The organism is Actinophytocola sp. NPDC049390 (assembly GCF_044466355.1).
GTDB lineage: Bacteria > Actinomycetota > Actinomycetes > Mycobacteriales > Pseudonocardiaceae > Actinophytocola.
The window spans coordinates 970,720-990,596 of sequence record NZ_JBITMQ010000001.1 but is presented as its reverse complement, the minus strand read 5'-3'; the positions used below and the strand labels follow the sequence as shown (position 1 = coordinate 990,596).

Genomic DNA, 19,877 nt, shown 5'->3' with positions numbered 1-19,877 from the left:
CCCCATTTCGGAGTGTTCCCAGGTGCAACCGCTACAGCTCGTCGACGCTGACGTGCCCGTCCTGGATGAGACGGGCCACCAGCGCCGCCTTCGTCGGGGCTTCGCGGCCCACCTTGGCGTACTTCAGGCGCGCCCGTTCCAGGCACTGGTTCACCCGCGAGACCGTGATGCTCAGCCGCTTCGCGACCATCTCCTTGGACTCGCAGTGGAACCACTCGAGCAGGACCTCCTTCTCCCGCGGCGAGAGCTTCGGCCGGTGGGGGCGGTCGTCGGCGCCGATGGCGCCCGACATCATCGGCGGCGTGTAGCTGTCGCCCGCCGCGGCGGCCTGGATCGCGGCCACCAGGTGTTCCTCACCCTCCGCCTTCGTGAGGTAGGTGAACGCACCGATGTCCACGCAGTTCAGCACGGTCTCGCGGTCGGTCCGCCCGCTGTAGACCACGACGCGCCTGCCCGCGTCCACCAGGCGCTTCAGGTCCGCGTAGGCCGGGCCCGACCGGTCGAGCTGCAGGTCCAGCACCACCACGTCGGCCTCGCGGCCCGGGTCGAGCCACGCGACCGCCGGCGTCGGGCCCGCGTCGAGCATCTTGATCGGTGGGTCGGCCACCGCGCACCACGTGCGCACACCCGCTATCACCACGGAATGGTCGTCGACGACGACGGTCGTGATCACGGTTCACCTCGCCAGGTCGTCTGTATCCACAACCGGTCGCCGTCGACGACGCTCGCGGTGCGCACGCCGTCGTGGTCGGGCTCCGGCATGTCGAACGGGGGCCGCTGCGCGACAACGCTCACCGTGAGCGTCCTGACGTCGCCGGCGACGGTCAGCCGGACCTTGCCGCGTGCGGTGGCCAGCACCGCCACCGCGGGCTCGGTCAGCGCACGCCGCACGGTCAGCGGCACGTCGGGCCGGGTGCCGACCTCCGCGAACGACACCGACACCCCGTTCCGTTCGGCCAGCGCGACGCAGGCACGCAGCTCCCGCAGCAACAGGTCGGTGTCGGCGGCGTGGTCGGCGGTCTCGGCGAAGATGCGGCGCATCCTGGTCGCCTCCACGGCACACGACCGGCGCACCGCCTCGTCGGCGGGGTCCAGCGCGCCCGACGCCAGCCCGGCCAGCAGCGGCACGGTCGTCTCGGCGACGTCGGCGAAGCGTTCCCGGCGGTACTCGTGCACCTGCCGTTCCACCGCCTCCGCGGTCCGCAGCTCCTCCTCCTCGCGCGCCAGCCGGGCCGCCGAGCAGGCGAGGTTGCGGAGCACGGCCGCGATCACGCACACGGCCAGCTGGTATGCCACCACGATCAGCGTCGCGTTCACCGTCCCGGCGACGGTGACGACGGCGTGCCCGGCGAGCAGCGCGTGGGCGAACGTGAGCGCGTAGTGCGCCGCGAGGAGCCCGACGAACACCGCGATCCTGCTGTCCAGCACGAGCAGCACCAGCCACCACGCGGCGTCGCCCTCCGACCAGTGCGCGACGCCGAGCCGGTGTTCGGGCAGCACGGTCCACGTCGCCAGCACCGACAACGCGACCACGGCGGCCACCACCGGCCACCGCCACCAGCCGAGCGGACCCGCGCGGCCGCGCCACATCGCGACCGCGACCGCCACCGACACCGCGAAGAAGCCCGCCATGACGACGAACTGCGTGGCCACGGAACCGTAGGCGTCCCTGTTGGACAACAGCTTCGGCAGGTCGAGCAGGAGCAGGATGACGAGGCTCATCACGACGACGGCCCACCGCAGGCCCCGCAGGAAGTTGACCGCGATCAGCTCGGTGTCAGCTCCCGTGTCGGCGCCCGTGTCGACCGGGACGGCCGTGGTGAGCGGGCACGACATCCGCACGCGTGTGCCGTGCCCCGGCGCGCTGGTGACGGTCGCGCTGCCGCCGATCCGCGCCATACGGGCCACGAGCGACCCGGCCACGCCGTGCCGGTGGTCGTTCACCCTGGCCGGGTCGAACCCGCGGCCGCGGTCGGCGATCTCGACGACGACCGCGGTGGCGTCGGCCGTCAGGGTCACCTCGGCCTCGTCGGTCCCGGCGTGGCGCAGCACGTTCGTCAGCGCCTCGCGGGTGCCGTGGCAGAGCAGCGTCGCGTCCACAGCGGACAGTCGGAGCGCGTCGACGCCCCGCCACCGCACCCGCAGCGGCGACTGGCGCAGCACGTCCCGCAGCAGCTCGACGAGATCGACCTCGCCGCCCGGCGCCGCCGGCCCGTCGATCGCCTCCAGGTCGCGGGCCGCCTGCTCGGCGAGCCAGTCCTGCCGTCCCGGCACGACCCCGGCACCGACCATGAGCAGCGTCGCGGACGCCGTGTCGTGCAGTGTCGCCAGGTACTCGGTCTCGTCGACCCGCCGCGCGGCGGCCACGGCGGCCGACCTGCGCAGCCACTCACCACGCGCGACCTGCTCGTCGGCGGCCCGCCCGTGCCTGCGCACCAGGCGGTACAGCCCCCACGACAGCGCGGCCTCCACCACCAGCCACAGGTCCAGCGGCGTCAGGCCGAGCCCGCCCGGTTCGGCGAGCGCCGCGCCACCGAGGTACGCGCCGAGCAGCGTCGTCGCCACACAGGCGAGCCCCGCCGTGCCGACCTGCCACGGGTAGGCGACGACGGTGATCTCCGCGGCGACCATCACCCAGTTCGGCGCGGCGACGTTCTCCGCCGGCGAGAACGCGTACGTCGTGGTCCACCCCTGGGTCAGGCAGATCGCGCTCATCACCAGCACGTCCAGCACCACCGGCCACGCCCGGCCGTGCCCGTGGTGACGCAGCCGGTACCGCGCGTACCAGAGGTTCCACGCGTTGAGCGCCACCACGACGGCCGCGGTGACGGCGGGCCGCGGTCCCGGTTCGAGGAGGAGAGACACCACGCTGGCGACGGCGACCACGATCAGCCGCAGGATCAGGGAGTACCGAAGTCCCTGTCGCAGCAGGCCGCGTTCCGCCGCACCCATCAGCCGGGCACCGGTTTCCGTGCGGCGTCGGGGCTCAGCGTGACACCCGTCGGGAACAGGTCGAGCACCGCGGCGGGCACCCCCTGCCGCTTCGCCGAGCCGAAGCCGAGCGCGGCGACCGCCTTGTCGTCGGCGACCGGGTACTTCATGCCCGTGTCGGTGATGACGTACACGGCACCCGCCGATGCGCCGGGCGCGGGCTCCTCCTCCACGACCGCGCCCGCGCCGCCCGGCACGAACACCTCGGTCGCGGCGTTCTCCTCCGGGTCGGTCAGCACAGGCTTCGTGCCGGGAGCCCCGGCGCTGACGGTGATCCGGTCGCCGGTCGCGCACAACGTCGCGGTCCGTTCGACCGGGAGCGGCAGTGGGTGGCGTCTCGGGTAGCCGTCGGCGACGGTGGCCGACTGGCGTGCGGTGGCGACGTCGGCGGGCGCGACCCGCACCGGCCGCGGCACGTCGCCCGGATACGCTCGCGCGTTCGCGGGTGCGCCGAGCACCAGCAGGGCCTCGGTCTCGGTGACGACCGCGAGACCGTCGGCCCGGACCACGTAGTACTCCGCGCCGGTCGCGAGCACCTGACCGACGCGGGTGCGGACCTCGCCGACTGACGGCCCGGCGGCCCCGGCGTCCGGCACGTCGACGGGCTTGAGGTCGCGGCCGGACGACACGGTGTTCAGCCAGGCCGACGCGACGGGGACCGCCGTTGCGGCGGTGTAGCCGAGCGCGACCGGGGTGGTCGCGCCGACCAGCCGGTGCCGCCGCCCGTCGGTGAGCACGAACAGGCCGTCGGCAGACCTGACCAGGACCGCCCGCCCGGCACGCAGCGCGACACCCGGCCGCGACTGTCCCAACAGGACAGTGGAGATCGGCGCGTCGCCCGACGGCCGGTCCGGCGAGACCCGGCTGCAGCCGGTCCACGGACCGGACAGCAGCTTGCCCTTCTGCGGCAACGAGTCCGGCGCACCGGGAATCCCGACGACCGAGCCGCGTGGCGTGCCCGCGAGCGTCTTCGCGGGCACCGTCACCGTCTTGGCGCCGTCACCACCGGCCAGCAGTCGCGCGGACGTGTAGTTCAGCACCGGGTGCAGCGCGCCGTCCGCGCCGAGGACGAACCGGGCGCCGGTCTCCTTCTCGACGATCACCTGTCCGCCCTGCCGCCACTCCTGCGCCCGGCTCGGGCTGAGCAGACCGATGACGCCGAACACCGCGGTGGTCAAAAGAGCGACAGCGGCACCGATCGCGACACCGAGAACCAAACGTTTCGACGGCGAAACCGGGTGGTTCGCGTCGGCGGAGACCAGCGCGGAAACCAAGCGGCGGCGCAGAAACTGGTACGCCTGGATCTGATCTCGTTGCGTCCACACGGGCGGACCCCTTGCTCCGGCGGAGGTTGATCGCACTGTGAATACGGGCGATACTAACCACCGTTTTGATCACAGTTGGCAATTTATTTCCATCTGTTTACGGGGCGGTGCGGATCATGACGACAATTGCGGGTGCGCCGGACACCACGAGCGGCACGGCGGGACACCGCTCCTTCCGCTGGTTGCTGCCGATCGCGGCCCGGCAGGTGGTGGTGTGGCAGCTGGCCGCGCTCGCCGTGCTGATCACCGCGTTCCCGCTCGACGGCGCCGCGATCCCCGCGATCGCCGCGGCGGTGCTCGCGGTCGCGGCGACGACCGTCCGGGTCGGCGGGCTGTGCGGCTACCAGTGGCTGGCGATCGCCGCCAGGTTCCTGGTCCGCCGCCGCCCCCGCGAGGCGGCGGCGACCCCGCTCCTGGCGCTGGAGCCGAAGCTGACGATCAGCACCCATGTGGGCCGCGGCGGCGAACGGGTCGGTGTCACGAGCGTCGGCGACGGCCCCGGCCACAGCGTCACGATCCGGCTGGCACCCGGCACCAACCCGGACCCGGCCGCGCTGATCTCCCTGCTGCGCACCGCGTTCGACCGCACCGACGTCCCCCTGGCCGCCGCGTCACTCGTGTCGTGGTCGACTCCGGGCCGCCCCGTGACGCCCGCGCCCGTGACCCTGTACTGGCTCGCACTCCACTACCGGCAGGACGACGCACCGGCCGCGGCACTGGCCCGCGGCGGCGGGGCCGACGGCGCCCGCCGCGCCGCGACCGCCGCCGCGCTGCGACTGGTGACCGACCTCGCGGGAGCGGGCTACGACAGCTCGGTGCTCGACCCGCGCGAACTGCACGACGACCTGATCACGGCGACCGGCACCGGCCACGACGCCCGGTACGTCGCCGCGTCGACCGTCGGCTACCGCGCCCGCGAGTCGTGGGACGGCGCCACCCTCGGCACGCACCGGCAGGTCTGCCTGGTCCCGCTGGCGGCCGACGAGGTGGTGGCGTCGTTCGGCCGGTGCCCGCGGGCGACCACGTTCACCAGCACCGCCTACACACTGCGCCGGTCCGCGTGGGGCACGACCACCACGAGCGCCGCGGTGCGGGTCGGCCTGCCCAACTACCGCACCCGGCTGACCGCCGAGCAACGCACGCAGCTGGGCCGCCTGTTCCGCGCCGACGGCCGCCACCGCCGCACGACGCTCACCACGCTCCCGCTCGCCCTCGGGTAGCCAGGTTTCACGCGTCGACGAGCCAGCCGTGCTTGTCCGGGGCGATGCCGCGCTGGACGTCGGTCAGCGCCGTGCGCATCCGCGCGGACACCGGCCCGGCCGTCCCGTCGCCGACGGTCCACTCGCGTCCCTCGGCGACCACGCGGCCGATCGGGGTGACGGCGGCCGCGGTGCCGCACGCGAACGCCTCCGCGAACGCGCCGGTCTCGGTCAGGTGCTGCCAGTCGTCGAGCGTGACCCGCCGTTCCTCGACGCGGAAACCCTCGTCCTGCGCCAGCGTCAGCAGGGACCGCCGCGTCACGCCGGGCAGCAGCGTCCCGGTCAGCGGCGGTGTGACCAGCGTGGTCTCCTCACCCCGGACGTGCACCCAGAAGATGTTCATGCCGCCCATCTCCTCGACCCAGCGGTGCTCGGCGGCGTCGAGCCAGACGACCTGCTGGCAACCGTGCTCCGCGGCCTCCTGCTGCGCGAGGAACGCGGGCGCGTAGTTGCCGGCGCACTTGGCCTCGCCGGTCCCACCGGGCGCGGCGCGGCTGTAGCGGGTGCTCGCCCACACCGACACCGGCGGGCTGTCGGCGCCGAAGAAGTTCTCGGTGACCATGGCGAGCAGCAGGAACCGGTACTCGAGGCCGGGCGCGAGCGCGAGTACCGGATCGGTGGCGAACATGATCGGGCGCAGGTAGAGGCTGCGCGCCGGTTCGGACGGCACCCACCGCTCGTCGGCGCGGACCAGCGCACGCGCCGCGGCGACGAAGGTGTCCACGGGTAGTTCGGGCATCGCGAGCCGCCGCGCCGAGTCGGCGAAGCGGGCGCCGTGGTCGTGCGGCCGGAACAGCACGGCGTGTCCGTCCGCGTGGCGGAACGCCTTCATGCCCTCGAAGACGACCTGGCCGTAGTGGAGCCCGACCATCGCGGGGTCCATGGTCAGCGGGCCGTAGGGCACGACCTCGGCGTCGTGCCAGCCACTTTCGGCCGTCCACCGCAACGACACCATGTGCTCGGTCAGCACCCGCCCGAAGGCGGGGCGCGCACAGCGGGTCCGCAGCTCGTCCGCGGTGATCCGGTCACCGGCGGCCAGCGTCCGGTCGGCTATCTCAAGCTTGGTCACAATGCCCCCATGAGGTCGGGAAAGTGACGCTATGCGGCCACTTTCGGCGGGTCAACCATCCTCGCGTAACGGCTGAGACGCGCAGACGTCAGGAACGCGCGGCGTCCTCGCGTCTCCAGATTCGAGCATAATCGGACATCTATATAATTAATTGCTGTTACTGGACACCGGTACAGGTCTGCACGAAACTTACAACTCGGTGTGTCCGAGCGCGCGACTCGCGGGGTTGTGTGGGCCTGTGCCGCTTGGGGTGACTCCGCATGGCGTGTTGCCGCCTTGGCGAGAAGTGGCCACGATGGTCGGCATGCTCGAGGCGTTGGGGATCACGGCGTTCGCCGAGTCCGTCTACCGTGCGTTGCTCGCCGACCCCGGCCGGACGGCGGCGGAGCTGGCGCGGACAGTGCACCGCTCGGAGCGGGTGACCCGCAAGGCGGTGGGCGAGCTGGAGGAGCTGGGCCTCGTGACGCGCCTGCCGGGCAGGCCGGTGCGCCTGCTCGCGGCGCGCCCGGACACCGCCATCGACCTGCTGGTCGCGCGGCGGCAGCGGGAGCTGACCACGCTGCAGGCCAACGCGCGGGCGCTGGTCGCCGAGATGAACGTGGCGCGTCAGCCGGACGAGCTGCTGGAGATCCTCGTGGGCCAGCGGGCCGTCGCCGACCGGTTCACCCAGCTCGTGCGGGACTGCGAGCGGGAGCTGCTGGTGATCGACCGCCCGCCCTACGCGGCGCAGGCGTCGCCGTCCGAGGAGGAGGTGACCACGCGGCTGCACGAGGACGTGCGGGTGCGCGGGCTGTACGCGCCGGAGTCGCTGGAGCTGCCCGGCGCGCTGGCGGCCGCGCACCGGGCGGTCGACAGCGGCGAGGAGTCCCGCGTGCACCCGAAGCTGCCGATGAAGCTCGCGATCGCCGACCGGGAGGTCGCGCTGCTGCCGCTCGTGCTGGAGGACATGGTCGAGAGCGCGCTGGTGGTGCGCAGGTGCGCGTTGCTCGACGCGCTCGTCGTGCTGTTCGACCTGCTGTGGGACCAGGCCGCGCCGCTGGTGCCGGTGCGGGAGGCCGCCGGGCAGGCCGACCTGGGGTTGTTGACGCTGCTCGCCGCGGGCGCGAAGGACGAGACGATCGCCCGTCAGCTCGGCGTCAGCCCCCGCACGGTCACGCGGCGCGTCGCGGAGCTGCTCGACCAGCTCGGCGCGCGCACCCGGTTCCACGCCGGTGTGCTGGCCGAGCGGCACGGGCTGCTCACCGAGTAGCGGTCACCGAGTACACCGGCAGCGGCCGGACGTGGTCGGCGACCGAGTCGAGCACGTCCAGCTGGCTCCTGACCAGGTCCCGCACCGCCGAGGGCACCGTGTGCAGCCGCTCCCGGACCACCTCACGGCACAGCTGGATCTCCCATTCCGCGTCGTGCAGGCCGGCGGTGTCGACGGTCCTCGGCTCGTCCGCCCGCCAGCCGGTCGCGTCGAGGATCCGCAGCAGGGTCTCGCGGGAGAACGGGGTGCGCACGTTGCCGTCGCCGCGTTCTCCGGTGGCCTCGACCACGGCCTGGACCTGCACCGCGAGCAGGTGCGCGAGCTGCTCGTGCGCGGCCGGGGCCAGGTCCCACTCGGCGAAGCACAGGCGCCGCGCCCAGGGCCGTACCCGGGTGAGCGTGGCGCGGAGCTGGTCCAGATCGGCGAAGTACCACGAGCACTGGGACAGGACGACGTGGTCGAACGCGTCGTCCGGGAAGGTCTCGGCGAGCACGTCGAACCCGAACCGGAAGTCGATCCGCCCGCCCAGCGGGGTGGCGCGCAGGATGTCGGCCGACTCGCCGAGCGTCACCGGCGCACCGTAGGACGGGTCGGCGAGGTCGACGGCCGTGACGTGCCCGCGCTCCCCCACCGCGGCGGCGAGCACGGCGGTCATGTCGCCTTGGCCACATCCCACCTCCAGCACGCGGTCACCCGGCCGCGGGTCCCAGCCCTCGACCAGCCCGGCGCGGAAACGGGTCTGGACCAGCTGAACGCCGGGTTCCGTGGCCCCGGCCGCCATCGCGGACGCGACCGCACCGACATCGATGGAGCTCATGATCACACGGTAAAGGGCCTGGCCAGCGGTTAACGTGGGACGTATGCCGAGCCGGATCATCGCGACCGTGTTCGACTGCCGGGACGCGGAAACGCTCGCGGCGTTCTGGTGCACCGCCCTGGGTTTACGGATCACCCGCCGCTGGCGGGACGCCCACGGCACGGAGTACATCGAATCCGACGGTGACCCGGTGCTCCTCTTCCACCCCGTGAGCGAGCAGAAGCGGGCGAAGAACCGCGTGCACATCGACGTGCGCGCGCCCGGCCCGCAGTACGACGAGGTGGCCCGGCTCGTGGCGCTGGGCGGCCGCGTCGTCACCGACGACGAGACGGTGCCGTGGGTGGTCATGCAGGACCCGGAAGGCAACGAGTTCTGCGTCCTCCCACCCGAGAACGCCTAACGGCCCGCCGCGCGGAGGACGTCGCGCAACCGCAGGCCGAACCGCCGCACCACGGAGGCGGTGGCGGGCGGTTCACCCGGTACGCGGACCCAGCCGACGCTCTGGGTTTCCTTCACCTGGACGTCGATCCGGCGGTACTCCTCCGGCGCGTACCCGTCGTGCTGTCTCACGATCTCGTCGTGGACGTAGGCCGAGGTGATCACGGCGAACGGCCGGGGTGAGCGGGCAAGGGCGGACTTGAACGGCGCCGCGTCGTTCAACCGTGTCGCGTGGATGATGCTGGGCCCGTCCGGGCCGTGACCGTCGAACGCGATCTCACCGACGTCCAGCGACAGGCGGAGCCGGATCACCGCGTCGGGATGCGCCGAGTTGTGCTCGTCCAGCAGTTCGGACAGCGCGCGGGGCAGCTCGCCGACGAAGGCGCCCTTGTCCGCGCCGGTCGCGGGCACGGCGATGAGAATCCCGTCGCCCGTGTCCCGCCGGTAGGAGGTCTCCCACGGAATCCCCGCCCGGCGAAACGCCGTGCGGGCAGCCCGGTACATGCCCTCGCGAACGGCCATGCGGTTGCGCCGCGTGCGTTCGCGGTCGCCGTACTTCTCGACGTCGAACACGCAGATCACGTGGGTGCCGTCCAGGTGGCGGCGCGGTGTGGCGGTGCCGCCCCGGTCACGTGTGACCTCGATCGTCGAGGCCTTGTAGGCCCACTTGCCGTTGCGCGAGGTCACGAGCACGTGCCCGGTGCCGCCGGGCAGGAACGGCCACACCTCGTCGGGATGCCCCGCGTCGTCGAACACGAGGAGCCACCGGCGTTCGCCACGGGACAGTTCCTCCAGCACGGCCGACGCGGCGGTCTTCTCGTCGTCGCCCGGGATGCCGAGACGACGGGCGAGGCCCGCCAGACCGGTTCGGATGTCGGCCGGGTGCCGGGCGGACACCCACCACACGACGTCGTAGTCCGCCAGGTGCCGGTGGACGTACTCGACCGCGATCTGTGACTTCCCGATGTCGCCCAGTCCGCGCAGGGCCACCGGCGCCGTCCGTGTGGTGTCGCACAGGCGGCGGTGCACCAGCCCGAGCAAGTCCTCACGACCCGTGAAGTCCGGGTTGCGCGGCGGCAGGTCACCCCACGCGACGGGGTCACCGTCCGCCGAGTCAGCCGAGGTCATCTGGTCTCCCACCACCGCGGAACCGTAGACGCGGGATCGTACTGGGGCGTTTCGTCGCTATCCGGCACCCGGCACCGTGCTCGTCGCGAGCATGCGGACCACCTCGTACGGGTCGCCCGCGGCGCGTTGGCGGGCGGCTCCGGTGCCGGTGCCGGTGCCGGTGTCGGTGGCGGTGGCGGTGGCGGTGGCGGTGTCACTGCGTAACAGGCGCCGGACCGCCTCCCGCACCATCTGTGTCGCGCCCAGGTCCTCCAGCGCCGGGCGGACCGCGGCCAGCAGCTCGGTGACGAGGACCGCTGCCGGGGCCTGGCGTTCCAGCACGGGGTGGATGCCGGGGCCCGCCATGCCGTGCCGGGCCGAGGACCAGAGCGCGGTCGCCGCGACCTGTTCGCCGATGGCGGGGGCCTCGCGGCCGGCGGCGAGGTCGGTGAGCGCGGTGCGGACCAGCGCGACCGTCAGCGCCGCCTGCAGGAGCGTCGCGTCGACGTCGATGCCCGTGTCCGCGACCCGCAGGTCCACAGCGGACAGTCGCGGCACCGGTCGCGCCAGCCACAGCGGGGAAGCGTCGTCGACCAGCACGCCCTGTTCGGCGAGGCGGGCCACGCGTGCCTCGTACGCCCGCACCGACGCGAAGTGCGGCGGCATCCCGGACGCGGGCAACCGGGACCGCTGCACCGCGCGCCAGCTCGCGTAGCCGGTGTCGGCGCCGCCGGTGAACGGGGAGTTGACCGAGAGGGCCAGCAGCGTCGGCAGCCACGGACGCAGGTGGTTCACCACCGCCACCGCCGTCTCCGGGTCCGGCACGCCGACCTGGACGTGGCAGCCGCACGGGTGGTGGTCGGCGACGACCCCGCCGTACACGTCGGCGACGCCGGCGAACCGCTCGGTTGGCGCGACCGGGCCGTCGAGCACCGCGCACCCGCTCGGCACCAGCCACACGTCGGCCGCGCGGGCCGCGGTGGTCAGCTGGACGCGGTTGTGGACGAGCCGCCGCGCCAGCTCGTCGAGCGTCGGGCAGGTGCCGGTGACCGCCTCGACGCGGGCGGCGGACCACCGCGACCGCAGCGCGGCGTCGTCGCCCGCCGCCCGCATGGCGGCCGCGGCGTGGCACACCTCGGGGGCGGCGGGCACGGTGGCGCCGGTGCCGGGGTCGACGAGCAGCAGTTCCTCCTCGACGCCCACAGCGAGTGTGGCGGCCGACCCGTCCGCCATCCCTACCTCCTGCCGACCGTTACGCTCCGCACCCGTGATCCGCGAGGCCAGTCTGACCGACCTGCCCGTGCTACGCGACATCGAACACGCCGCGGGCGCGCCGTTCCGCGACCTCGGCATGGCGGCGATCGCCGACGACGAGCTGCCCGCGATCGAGGAACTGGCGGTGTACCAACGCGCGGGCCGGGCGTGGGTGTGGGGCACCCCGCCCGTCGCGTACGTGCTGGCCGACGAGGTCGACGGGTACGCGCACATCGAGCAGGTTTCCGTCCACCCGGGACATGCGCGGCGCGGGATCGGCCGGGCGCTCATCGACCACGTCGGTGCGTGGGCGCGGGCACGCGGGCTGGCCGGGCTGACGCTCACCACGTTCGCGGACGTGCCGTGGAACGCGCCCTACTACGCCCGCATCGGCTTCACCGTGGTGACCGACCTCACGCCCGGGCTGCGGGCGATCCGCGCGCACGAGGCCGCGCGCGGGCTCGACGCGTGGCCCAGGGTGGCGATGCGCCGCGACGGTTGAGCGTGAACCGCCTGGGTAACCCCCCACCGCAGCCGAACGTGGGGAGCACCGATGGCCGAGCGGAAGCAGCCGCCGCAACAGCAGAACCCCCCAGGTGAGACCGACCGGATGCGCCCCGAGCCGCGGGACGAGATGTCCGGGTACGTCGGGCGTGACCTGCTGCGGCACAAGCGGGCACTGATCACCGGCGGCGACTCCGGCATCGGCCGGGCGGTCGCCGTCGCGTTCGCCAAGGAGGGCGCGGACGTCGCGATCGCGTACCTCGAAGAGCACGACGACGCCAAGCACACCGCCGACCTCGTGCAGGCGGAGGGCAGGCGCTGCGAGCTGATCGCGGGCGACCTCGCCGACCGGGCGCACTGCGCGGCTGTGGTCGAGCGGGCCGTCGCGGCGCTCGGCGGGCTCGACGTCCTCGTCAACAACGTGGCGACGCAGGAACAGGTCGAGTCGCCCGAGGACATCACCGACGAGCAGTGGCACCGGACGTTCGACGTGAACATCCACAGCTACTTCCGGGTGACCGCGGCCGCGCTGCCGCACCTGGGCGAGGGCGGCGCGATCATCAACACCGGATCGGTGAACGGGCTGCGCGGCAACAAGGGCCTCATCGACTACTCGGCCACCAAGGGCGCCGTGCACGCGTGGACGATGGCGATGGCACAGGCGCTCGTGGACCGGCGGATCCGCGTCAACTGCGTCGCGCCCGGACCGGTGTGGACGCCGTTGATCCCGGCCACGCTGCCCGAGGAGAAGGTCGAGAGCTTCGGCGGGCAGACCCCGTACGGCCGGGTCGCGCAACCGGACGAGCTGGCCCCGTCGTACGTGTTCTTCGCCGCGGAACGGCTGTCGTCGTACTACTCGGGCGAGGTGCTCGCCGCCCTCGGCGGCGAGACCCACCCGGGCTGAGCCGAGAGGAACCACCGATGAAAGCCGTGACGTGGCAGGGAAAACGCGACGTGCGCGTGGAGACCGTGCCGGACCCGGAGATCCGGGAGCCGACCGACGCGATCATCAAGGTGACCGCGAGCGGGATCTGCGGGTCGGACCTGCACCTGTACGAGGTGCTCGGGTCGTTCATCGACCCCGGCGACGTGCTCGGCCACGAGCCGATGGGCGTCGTCGAGGAGGTCGGCGCGGAGGTGTCGCACATCAAGCCCGGCGACCGGGTGGTGGTGCCGTTCAACATCTCGTGCGGGCACTGCGTCATGTGCAGGACCGGGCTGCAGTCCCAGTGCGAGACGACGCAGGTGCGTGACCGGGACAAGGGCGCGGCGCTGCTCGGCTACACCAAGCTGTACGGGCAGGTGCCCGGCGGACAGGCGGAGTACCTGCGGGTGCCGCAGGCGCACTACGGCCCGATCAAGGTGCCGGAGGGTCCGCCGGACGAGCGGTTCGTGTACCTGTCGGACGTGGTGCCGACCGCATGGCAGGCGGTGAAGTACGCCGACGTCCCCGAGGGCGGCAGCATCGTGGTCTTCGGCCTGGGCCCGATCGGCCAGATGTGCTGCCGCATCGCGCGGCACCTGGGCGCCGGGCAGGTCATCGGTGTCGACCTGGTGCCGGAACGCCTGGCCCTGGCGTCGAAGTACGGGGTGATCACGGTCGACCTGACCGAGCCCGAGGACACGGTCGCCACGCTCAGGGACCTGACCGCGGGTCGCGGCCCGGACTCGGTGATCGACGCGGTCGGCATGGAGGCGCACGGGTCACCCGTGGGCAAGGTGGCGCAGCAGCTGACGTCGCTGCTGCCGAAGCCGATCGCGGCGAAGATGACCGAGAAGGCGGGCATCGACCGGATGGGCGCGCTGCTGGCGGCGATCGACACGGTCCGGCGCGGCGGCACGGTGTCGCTGTCCGGGGTGTACGGCGGCATGGTCGACCCGATCCCGATGATGCAGCTTTTCGACAAGCAGATCCAGCTGCGGATGGGCCAGGCCAACGTGCGCCGCTGGACCGACGAGATCATGCCGCTGCTGACCCGTGACGACGACCCGCTCGGCACCGAGGACCTGGCGACGCACCAGCTGCCGCTCGCCGAGGCCCCGCACGGCTACGAGATCTTCCAACAGAAACAGGACGGCGCCATCAAGGTACTGCTGAAGCCCTGAGTGGGGAGCGCAAGGGAGCAGGGCCCGGCCGGAAACCCGGCCGGGCCCTGTGCGTTGTGGACGGTTCTGTTGCCACCGCCCGGAACTGTCGGTGCCCGCCGGTAGGCCGGCTGCCGATCCCCTACGTCTCCTTCAGCAACCGGACCACGGCGCGTTCGATGGCCGGGCGCACGTCCTCGATCGACTTTCCCGCCGCCTTCCGCAGCGCCCGCTCCACCGTCCGCCCCCGTGCCCAGCCGTCGAGCACCCGAGGGTCCACATAGGACTTACGCGTCACGGTCGGCGTGTTCCCCAGCTGCTCGGCCACCGCACGCATCACGGCCTTCTCCGTCCGCCGCCGCCCCGTGTCCGACGACGGCGGCGGCCGCCCCGCGATGATCACGGCCGCCAGCACGGTCGCGTGCCACGTGCGGAGGTCCTTCGCGGTGTACTCGGGCCCGGTCAGTTCCTGGAAGCGGCTGTTGATGTCCGAGGCGCGCACCTCACCTCCGCGGTGGACCAGCAGCCGGTCCGCCGCGGCGCGCCCGCGCCGCACAGCGGTGATCAACGGCGCCAGCCGCTCGTCCCGGATCCGCAGCCTGCGCTCGACACCGCCCTTGGCGACGTAGTCGAAGAGGATCTCGCCATGGCGGACCCGCACGTCACCGCACAGCAGGGTCGCCACTCCCCTGCTCTCCTCCGCGTACTCGTCGCCTCCGGTGCGGAACACGCCGCGGTCCAGCATGCGCAGCGCACCCGCCAGCACCCGCCGCTCCGTCAGCCCCCGCGTGCACAGGTCCTCGTCGACCGCGGCCCGGAACGCCGGCAGGTGCGCGGCGAGGCGCACCACGCGGTCGTGCTTCTCACCGTCACGTTCCTCGCGCCACTGCTCGTGGTAGAGGTACTGCCGCCGCCCGGCCGCGTCCGTGCCGACGGCCTGGATGTGCCCGTTCGGAAAAGGGCAGATCCACACCTCCTGCCACGCGGGCGGGATCGCGAGGCCGTTGAGCCGCGACACCTCGCCGCGGTCGCGCAGCGGCCGGTCGTCGATGTCGAAGTAGCGCCATCCCCGGCCGGAGCGCTGCCTGCGCAGTCCCGGCCCGCCGGGGTCGCTGCGCCTCAGTCGTCGGGCCATTCGCCGGTGACCTTGCGGTAACCGGTCGCGCCGGCGCGGTCGACCGCCGCCTTCACGGCACCGAAGATCGCGCCCTGGATCGTCGCCGCGAGCAGCACCTGGGACCAGGTCGCCTTGCTGTCGGTCGCGTCCGGCGCCTCGTCACCGGGTCCGACCGCGCCCCACACCTTGTTGAACGCGGTGGTCGCGAGCACACCGCCGAGGACACCGACGAGCATGCCGACCGGCTTGTACAGCACCTTGTTGACGTTCACGAGGGGCTCCTTCTCACGCGGGGATGGGCTGCTTGGCGAGCGCGGTGGCGACCGCGACCAGGTTCTTGGCCATCGTGGCCGCGGTCCTCTCCGAGAACTCGTGGCCGTGGTCGGTCTCCGTGTAGTCCGGCCCCGGCCCGGGGCCGGAGTTCCAGTACGTCCACGCCTGGCCGGGGATCGTGTAGCCGACCTCGTTGAGCCCACCGCAGATCTCGTTGATCACGTGGTGCGCGCCGTCCTCGTTGCCGGTGACGACGACTCCGGCGACCCGGTTGTACGCCACGGGCCGGTCCTCGTCGTCGGTCTCGGACAGCATCGCGTCCATCCGTTCGAGCACCCGGTGCGCCACGGACGAGGGCATGCCGAGCCACGTCGGCGACGCGACCACCAGGATCTCCGACTCCAGCAGCTTGCGGTGGATCCCGGTCCAGTCGTCACCCATGTCGGTCTGGACCCCCGGCTCGATCCGCTGGTCGACGACCCGGATCGACTCGACCGCGACACCCTTCTCGCTCAGCGAGGCGGCCACCACGTCCGCGAGTCGCTGTGTGTTCGACCGCTCGGGTGACTTCTTGAGCGTGCAGTTCAGTATCAGTGCTCGCATGGCGGCGGGGTACCCGTTCCGGTGTGGGACGAACCGTGTGTTTCCAGGTCAGCCACGTCGGGTAACCGCGCGGCAGAGGAGGCGACGGAGTCATGACTGCCATACGAGACGTGCGCACGGACCACAGCACCGACCACGCTGAGAAGTCGACGGCCGAGCTGGTCCGCGACCTCACCGACCAGGTGAACAGGCTCGCGCGGACCGAGGTGACGCTCGCCGTGCGGGAGATGAAGGGCAAGGCGAAGCACGCCGGTGCCGGCGCCGCGTTCGCGGGTGCGGGCGGGGTGTTCGCGTTCTACGGCGGCGCCGTGCTGATCGCCGCCTGCGTGCTCCTGCTCGCGCTGGTGCTGCCCGCGTGGGCGGCCGCGCTCATCGTCGCGGTCGCGCTGTTCGTGATCGCGGGTGTCGCGGTGCTGATGGCGCGCAAGCAGCTGAAGCAGAGCGCGCCGATGCCCTCGCCCGCGGTGGAGAACGCGAAGGAAGACATCCACGTGGTCAAGGAGGCGGGCAAGCGATGAACGCCAAGGACACCGAACGGATGACCATGCCGGGTGAGGCGCCGACGGACGAGGACCTGCGCCACGACGCGGAACTGACGCGCCAGGAACTCGCCGAGACGGTGAGCGCGCTCGGCGAGAAGGCCGACGTGAAGGCACGCGCTCAGCGCGTCGCGCACGAGAAGGCCGAGGAACTGCGGGAGAAGGGCGACGACCTCGTCGACAAGCTCCCCCCACAGGTGGCGACCAGGGTACGCCCGGTCGTCGACGGCGCCACCCGCAGGCCCGCGATCCCGCTCGCCGGGCTGCTGGCGCTGCTGATCGTGCTGCGGATCTGGCTCAAGCGCCGCCACGCGGGCTGACGCCGGTCAGGACGCCTCACGGCGACGTGGTCTGCCGACCAGACGGCGGACCGCGTCGCCGAGGTGTTTGCCCAGCGAGTCGTCGTCCATCGCCATCAGCGCGGGCGAGCCACCCGCCAGCGCCACCCCCGCCAGCGCGACGTGTGCCGCCACCACCGCGCCGTCGTCCGCGTCCGGGGGGACCAGCATCGCGGGCAGGCGGGTCATCACGTTCTCCTCGCCGTGCAGCGACCGCTCGACCGCGCGCGCGATGCCCGGGTCGCTGCAGAACACCGCGACCAGCACGCGGTTGCGCACGATCAGGTCCACGAGCCCGTCGATCACGTAGTCGACCTGGGCGCCGTGCCTGCGCAGCGTCGCCGCGCGGTCCAGGATCGCGGACAGCTCGCGCAGCGCGGGCTCCGCGACCGCCTCGGTGATCTCGTCCTTCGTCCTGAAGTGGTAGTACACCGCGGCCTTGGTGACGCCGAGAGCGTCGGCGATCATCTGCAAGGACGTGCCCTCGACGCCGTGCACGGTGAACAACCCGAGCGCGGTCTCGAGCAACCGGGTCCGGGTGTCCGGCTTGGTGGCCGTCATCGCCCCTCCTCGCTGAGAGTTCGACGGTACCTCCTCAGCTAGTCGTACGGCAAGCTAACTACTTGCTGTTCGACAAGTCACATACTTGCCGAACGGCTTGGAGCGCACTTGTCGATCGGCTAGTTTCGGAACCATACGCAGGCGCGAAACATGGGGAGTTCCAAGGTGGCGACATTCCTGTACCGACTGGGGCGGGCGTCCTTCCGCCGCCGGTGGCTGGTGACCGGTATCTGGACGGTGCTGCTCGTCGCCGTCGGCGTCGGCGCGTTCAGCCTGTCCGGCACGATGTCGAACGCGGTGTCGATCCCGGGCACCGAGTCCCAGCAGGCGATCGACCACCTGAAGAAGACCTTCCCCGAGGCCAACGTGGGCGGCGGCACCGCGCGTGTCGTCCTGGAGGCACCGGAGGGCGAGGACTTCCTCACCTCCCGGCCCGCCCAGGCCGAGGTGGCGAAGGTCGTCGCGGCGCTGAACGGCGCGCCGGAGGTCGTCGGCGCCACCGACCCGTTCCGGACGCAGGCGCTGTCCCGCGACGGCGGCATGGCCCTGATCCAGGTCAGCTACAGCAAGCAGGCGTTCGAGCTGACCGAGGCCGACCGCGAGGCGCTCACCGAGGCCGCGCACGTCTCCAGCCTGCATGCCGAGATCGGCGGTGACGCGACGCGGGGCGCGCCGGAGACCGGCGCCATGGAGGTCGTCGGCGTCGCGATCGCGGCCCTCGTCCTCGTGATCACCTTCGGTTCGCTGATCGCCGCGGGGCTGCCGCTGCTGACCGCGCTCATCGGCGTCGGCGTCGGCATGAGCGGTCTGCTGGTCGTCACCGGTTTCACCGAACTGAACGCCAACACCCCGATCCTGGCGCTGATGATCGGCCTCGCCGTCGGCATCGACTACGCGTTGTTCATCGTGTCCCGCTACCGCGCCGAACTCGCGAACGGCGCCGACCACGAGCAGGCCGCGGGCCGCGCGGTCGGCACCGCGGGCTCGGCCGTGATCTTCGCGGGCCTCACGGTGATCGTGGCGCTCGCGGGCCTGACCGTCGTCGGCATCCCGTTCCTCGGCGAGATGGGTGTCGCGGCCGCCGCGACCGTCGTCATCGCCGTGCTCATCGCGGTCACGCTGCTGCCCGCCGTGCTCGGGTTCGCGGGCGACCGGATCCGCGGCCGAATCCGTGGCCTGCGCGGCGGCCCGAAACCCGGCCGTGCCGGCATGGGCGAGCGGTGGGCCCGGTTCGTCGGCCGCCACCGGATCGCGACGCTCCTGGTGGCGATCGCCGGTGTGGTCGTGGTGGCGATCCCGGCCACCGACATGCAGCTCGGCCTGCCCAACGACGCCACCGCGGCGCCGGAGAGCACGCAGCACAAGGCCTACGACCTGGTCACCGAGGGCTTCGGGCCGGGCGCGAACGGCCCGCTGATGATCGTCGTGGACACGGCGGGCAGCGACAACGCACAGGGCGCGATCGCGGCGACCGCGACGTCGATCACCGACCTGGGCGCCATGCCGATGCCGCCACAGACCAAGGGCGACACGACGATCATGCAGGTCATCCCGAAGACCGGCCCGAGCGACGTGGCGACGGAGGACCTGGTCGCGGACATCCGCGCGGCCGCGGCAGACCTGCACGACAGCACGGGCGCGACCATCTCGGTGACCGGCGAGACCGCCGCGAACATCGACGTGTCGGAGAAACTCTCGGACGCGATGCTCCCCTACCTGGCGCTGATCGTCGGCCTGGCATTCCTGTTGCTGATGCTGGTGTTCCGGTCGATCATCGTGCCGCTGAAGGCGACGATCGGCTTCCTCGCGTCGGTGGCGGCGACGTTCGGTGCGGTGGTCGCGGTGTTCCAGTGGGGCTGGCTGAAGGACCTGCTCGGCGTCGAGGCCACCGGTCCGATCATGAGCATGCTGCCGATCCTGCTGATCGGTGTCCTGTTCGGACTCGCGATGGACTACCAGGTCTTCCTGGTGACCCGGATGCGCGAGGACTACGTGCACGGCACCCCGGCCCGCGAGGCCGTGGCAACGGGCTTCTCCCACGGCGCCCGGGTCGTGGTCGCCGCAGCACTGATCATGACGAGCGTGTTCGCGGGCTTCGTGTTCGCGGAGGACTCGCTGATCCAGTCGATCGGCTTCGCACTGGCGTTCGGCGTCGCGGTGGACGCGTTCGTGGTCCGCATGACGATCGTCCCGGCACTGATGTCACTGTTCGGCAAGGCCGCCTGGTGGCTACCGCGCTGGCTGGACAAGATCCTGCCGAACGTGGACGTGGAGGGCGCGAAGCTGACCGAACCAGACGAGGACCGCCGAGACCGAGTCCCGGCACGAGTCTGACAGCCCAACCCCAA

Annotated in this window: 20 protein-coding genes; 9 read left to right on the top strand and 11 right to left on the bottom strand. The window is 72.3% G+C overall.

Going from position 1 to position 19,877, the window contains the following annotated elements; translation table 11 throughout:
* Positions 1-31: 31 nt before the first annotated feature.
* From ACIBVP_RS04535 to eccB, 3 genes are read right to left on the bottom strand one after another with little or no spacing between them, the layout of a single operon-like run.
* Positions 32-673: a DNA-binding response regulator gene (locus ACIBVP_RS04535; RefSeq protein WP_396104551.1), complete on the bottom strand. Its 642-nt coding sequence runs from the start codon at positions 671-673 to the stop codon at positions 32-34.
* Positions 670-2,952, bottom strand: coding sequence for a sensor histidine kinase (locus ACIBVP_RS04530; protein WP_396104550.1), 2,283 nt, complete (start codon positions 2,950-2,952; stop codon positions 670-672). The genes ACIBVP_RS04535 and ACIBVP_RS04530 overlap by 4 nt, the downstream gene beginning before the upstream one ends.
* Positions 2,952-4,316, bottom strand: a complete 1,365-nt coding sequence (gene eccB, locus ACIBVP_RS04525; protein WP_396104549.1) for a type VII secretion protein EccB — start codon at positions 4,314-4,316, stop codon at positions 2,952-2,954. Before eccB ends, ACIBVP_RS04530 begins: the two co-directional genes overlap by 1 nt.
* 116 nt (positions 4,317-4,432) lie before the next feature.
* On the opposite strand from eccB, the gene ACIBVP_RS04520 reads away from it, so the two are divergent.
* Positions 4,433-5,536, top strand: a complete 1,104-nt coding sequence (locus ACIBVP_RS04520) for a type VII secretion protein EccE (protein ID WP_396104548.1) — start codon at positions 4,433-4,435, stop codon at positions 5,534-5,536.
* Between the two features lie 7 nt (positions 5,537-5,543).
* On the opposite strand, the gene ACIBVP_RS04515 is transcribed toward ACIBVP_RS04520, so the two are convergent.
* Positions 5,544-6,644 carry a branched-chain amino acid aminotransferase gene (locus tag ACIBVP_RS04515; RefSeq protein ID WP_396104547.1) on the bottom strand — a complete coding sequence of 367 codons (1,101 nt, stop codon included), beginning with the start codon at positions 6,642-6,644 and terminating at the stop codon, positions 5,544-5,546.
* A gap of 304 nt (positions 6,645-6,948) precedes the next feature.
* Between ACIBVP_RS04515 and ACIBVP_RS04510 the strand changes: the two genes are divergently transcribed.
* Complete coding sequence (locus ACIBVP_RS04510; protein ID WP_396104546.1) at positions 6,949-7,893, top strand: helix-turn-helix domain-containing protein; 945 nt, start codon at positions 6,949-6,951, stop codon at positions 7,891-7,893.
* On the opposite strand, the gene ACIBVP_RS04505 is transcribed toward ACIBVP_RS04510, so the two are convergent.
* On the bottom strand, positions 7,883-8,710 hold the full coding sequence (locus ACIBVP_RS04505; protein ID WP_396104545.1) for a class I SAM-dependent methyltransferase: 828 nt from the start codon (positions 8,708-8,710) through the stop codon (positions 7,883-7,885). The genes ACIBVP_RS04510 and ACIBVP_RS04505 overlap by 11 nt on opposite strands.
* Before the next feature lie 43 nt (positions 8,711-8,753).
* Here ACIBVP_RS04505 and ACIBVP_RS04500 point away from each other — a divergent pair, with 43 nt between their 5' ends.
* Positions 8,754-9,110, top strand: coding sequence for a VOC family protein (locus tag ACIBVP_RS04500; protein WP_396104544.1), 357 nt, complete (start codon positions 8,754-8,756; stop codon positions 9,108-9,110).
* Here ACIBVP_RS04500 and ACIBVP_RS04495 read toward each other — a convergent pair.
* Together ACIBVP_RS04495 and ACIBVP_RS04490 are read right to left on the bottom strand one after the other, a co-directional pair.
* Positions 9,107-10,276, bottom strand: a complete 1,170-nt coding sequence (locus ACIBVP_RS04495; protein WP_396104543.1) for a hypothetical protein — start codon at positions 10,274-10,276, stop codon at positions 9,107-9,109. The genes ACIBVP_RS04500 and ACIBVP_RS04495 overlap by 4 nt on opposite strands.
* A 57-nt stretch (positions 10,277-10,333) precedes the next feature.
* Positions 10,334-11,488, bottom strand: coding sequence for a YbdK family carboxylate-amine ligase (locus tag ACIBVP_RS04490; RefSeq protein WP_396104542.1), 1,155 nt, complete (start codon positions 11,486-11,488; stop codon positions 10,334-10,336).
* Between the two features lie 34 nt (positions 11,489-11,522).
* Between ACIBVP_RS04490 and ACIBVP_RS04485 the strand changes: the two genes are divergently transcribed.
* Genes ACIBVP_RS04485 through ACIBVP_RS04475 form a run of 3 tightly spaced genes read left to right on the top strand, consistent with a single transcriptional unit; the run spans position 11,523 to position 14,119 of the window.
* Entirely contained in the window at positions 11,523-12,011 is a 489-nt protein-coding gene (locus ACIBVP_RS04485) for a GNAT family N-acetyltransferase (protein WP_396104541.1), read from the top strand.
* 51 nt (positions 12,012-12,062) lie between these two features.
* Entirely contained in the window at positions 12,063-12,917 is an 855-nt protein-coding gene (locus ACIBVP_RS04480; RefSeq protein ID WP_396104540.1) for an SDR family oxidoreductase, read from the top strand.
* A gap of 17 nt (positions 12,918-12,934) precedes the next feature.
* On the top strand, positions 12,935-14,119 hold the full coding sequence (locus ACIBVP_RS04475) for a zinc-dependent alcohol dehydrogenase (protein ID WP_396104539.1): 1,185 nt from the start codon (positions 12,935-12,937) through the stop codon (positions 14,117-14,119).
* Between the two features lie 121 nt (positions 14,120-14,240).
* Here the strand turns inward: ACIBVP_RS04475 and ACIBVP_RS04470 are convergent, their stop codons facing one another.
* From ACIBVP_RS04470 to ACIBVP_RS04460, 3 genes are read right to left on the bottom strand one after another with little or no spacing between them, the layout of a single operon-like run.
* Entirely contained in the window at positions 14,241-15,233 is a 993-nt protein-coding gene (locus tag ACIBVP_RS04470) for a DNA topoisomerase IB (RefSeq protein ID WP_396104538.1), read from the bottom strand.
* Entirely contained in the window at positions 15,218-15,487 is a 270-nt protein-coding gene (locus ACIBVP_RS04465) for a DUF4235 domain-containing protein (protein WP_396104537.1), read from the bottom strand. Before ACIBVP_RS04465 ends, ACIBVP_RS04470 begins: the two co-directional genes overlap by 16 nt.
* A 13-nt stretch (positions 15,488-15,500) precedes the next feature.
* Entirely contained in the window at positions 15,501-16,091 is a 591-nt protein-coding gene (locus tag ACIBVP_RS04460) for a flavodoxin family protein (protein ID WP_396104536.1), read from the bottom strand.
* Between the two features lie 92 nt (positions 16,092-16,183).
* Between ACIBVP_RS04460 and ACIBVP_RS04455 the strand changes: the two genes are divergently transcribed.
* A complete protein-coding gene (locus ACIBVP_RS04455) occupies positions 16,184-16,609 on the top strand; it encodes a phage holin family protein (protein ID WP_396104535.1) in 426 nt (141 codons plus the stop codon).
* Positions 16,606-16,950 carry a DUF3618 domain-containing protein gene (locus ACIBVP_RS04450; protein WP_396104534.1) on the top strand — a complete coding sequence of 115 codons (345 nt, stop codon included), beginning with the start codon at positions 16,606-16,608 and terminating at the stop codon, positions 16,948-16,950. Before ACIBVP_RS04455 ends, ACIBVP_RS04450 begins: the two co-directional genes overlap by 4 nt.
* 6 nt (positions 16,951-16,956) lie before the next feature.
* Here the strand turns inward: ACIBVP_RS04450 and ACIBVP_RS04445 are convergent, their stop codons facing one another.
* Positions 16,957-17,529 carry a TetR/AcrR family transcriptional regulator gene (locus tag ACIBVP_RS04445; RefSeq protein WP_396104533.1) on the bottom strand — a complete coding sequence of 191 codons (573 nt, stop codon included), beginning with the start codon at positions 17,527-17,529 and terminating at the stop codon, positions 16,957-16,959.
* 165 nt (positions 17,530-17,694) lie between these two features.
* On the opposite strand from ACIBVP_RS04445, the gene ACIBVP_RS04440 reads away from it, so the two are divergent.
* Positions 17,695-19,863, top strand: coding sequence for an MMPL family transporter (locus ACIBVP_RS04440; protein ID WP_396104532.1), 2,169 nt, complete (start codon positions 17,695-17,697; stop codon positions 19,861-19,863).
* Positions 19,864-19,877 lie beyond the last annotated feature (14 nt).

Bases quoted from the DNA above. Each gene is read 5' to 3' on its own strand.
- ACIBVP_RS04500 (WP_396104544.1), top strand. From the start codon at position 8,754: ATGCCGAGCCGGATCATCGCGACCGTGTTCGACTGCCGGGACGCGGAA.
- ACIBVP_RS04530 (WP_396104550.1), bottom strand. From the start codon at position 2,952: ATGGGTGCGGCGGAACGCGGCCTGCTGCGACAGGGACTTCGGTACTCC.
- ACIBVP_RS04490 (WP_396104542.1), bottom strand. From the start codon at position 11,488: ATGGCGGACGGGTCGGCCGCCACACTCGCTGTGGGCGTCGAGGAGGAA.
- ACIBVP_RS04470 (WP_396104538.1), bottom strand. From the start codon at position 15,233: ATGGCCCGACGACTGAGGCGCAGCGACCCCGGCGGGCCGGGACTGCGC.
- ACIBVP_RS04460 (WP_396104536.1), bottom strand. From the start codon at position 16,091: ATGCGAGCACTGATACTGAACTGCACGCTCAAGAAGTCACCCGAGCGG.
- ACIBVP_RS04505 (WP_396104545.1), bottom strand. From the start codon at position 8,710: ATGAGCTCCATCGATGTCGGTGCGGTCGCGTCCGCGATGGCGGCCGGG.
- ACIBVP_RS04455 (WP_396104535.1), top strand. From the start codon at position 16,184: ATGACTGCCATACGAGACGTGCGCACGGACCACAGCACCGACCACGCT.
- ACIBVP_RS04450 (WP_396104534.1), top strand. From the start codon at position 16,606: ATGAACGCCAAGGACACCGAACGGATGACCATGCCGGGTGAGGCGCCG.
- ACIBVP_RS04480 (WP_396104540.1), top strand. From the start codon at position 12,063: ATGGCCGAGCGGAAGCAGCCGCCGCAACAGCAGAACCCCCCAGGTGAG.
- ACIBVP_RS04510 (WP_396104546.1), top strand. From the start codon at position 6,949: ATGCTCGAGGCGTTGGGGATCACGGCGTTCGCCGAGTCCGTCTACCGT.
- ACIBVP_RS04520 (WP_396104548.1), top strand. From the start codon at position 4,433: ATGACGACAATTGCGGGTGCGCCGGACACCACGAGCGGCACGGCGGGA.
- ACIBVP_RS04445 (WP_396104533.1), bottom strand. From the start codon at position 17,529: ATGACGGCCACCAAGCCGGACACCCGGACCCGGTTGCTCGAGACCGCG.
- ACIBVP_RS04495 (WP_396104543.1), bottom strand. From the start codon at position 10,276: ATGACCTCGGCTGACTCGGCGGACGGTGACCCCGTCGCGTGGGGTGAC.
- ACIBVP_RS04475 (WP_396104539.1), top strand. From the start codon at position 12,935: ATGAAAGCCGTGACGTGGCAGGGAAAACGCGACGTGCGCGTGGAGACC.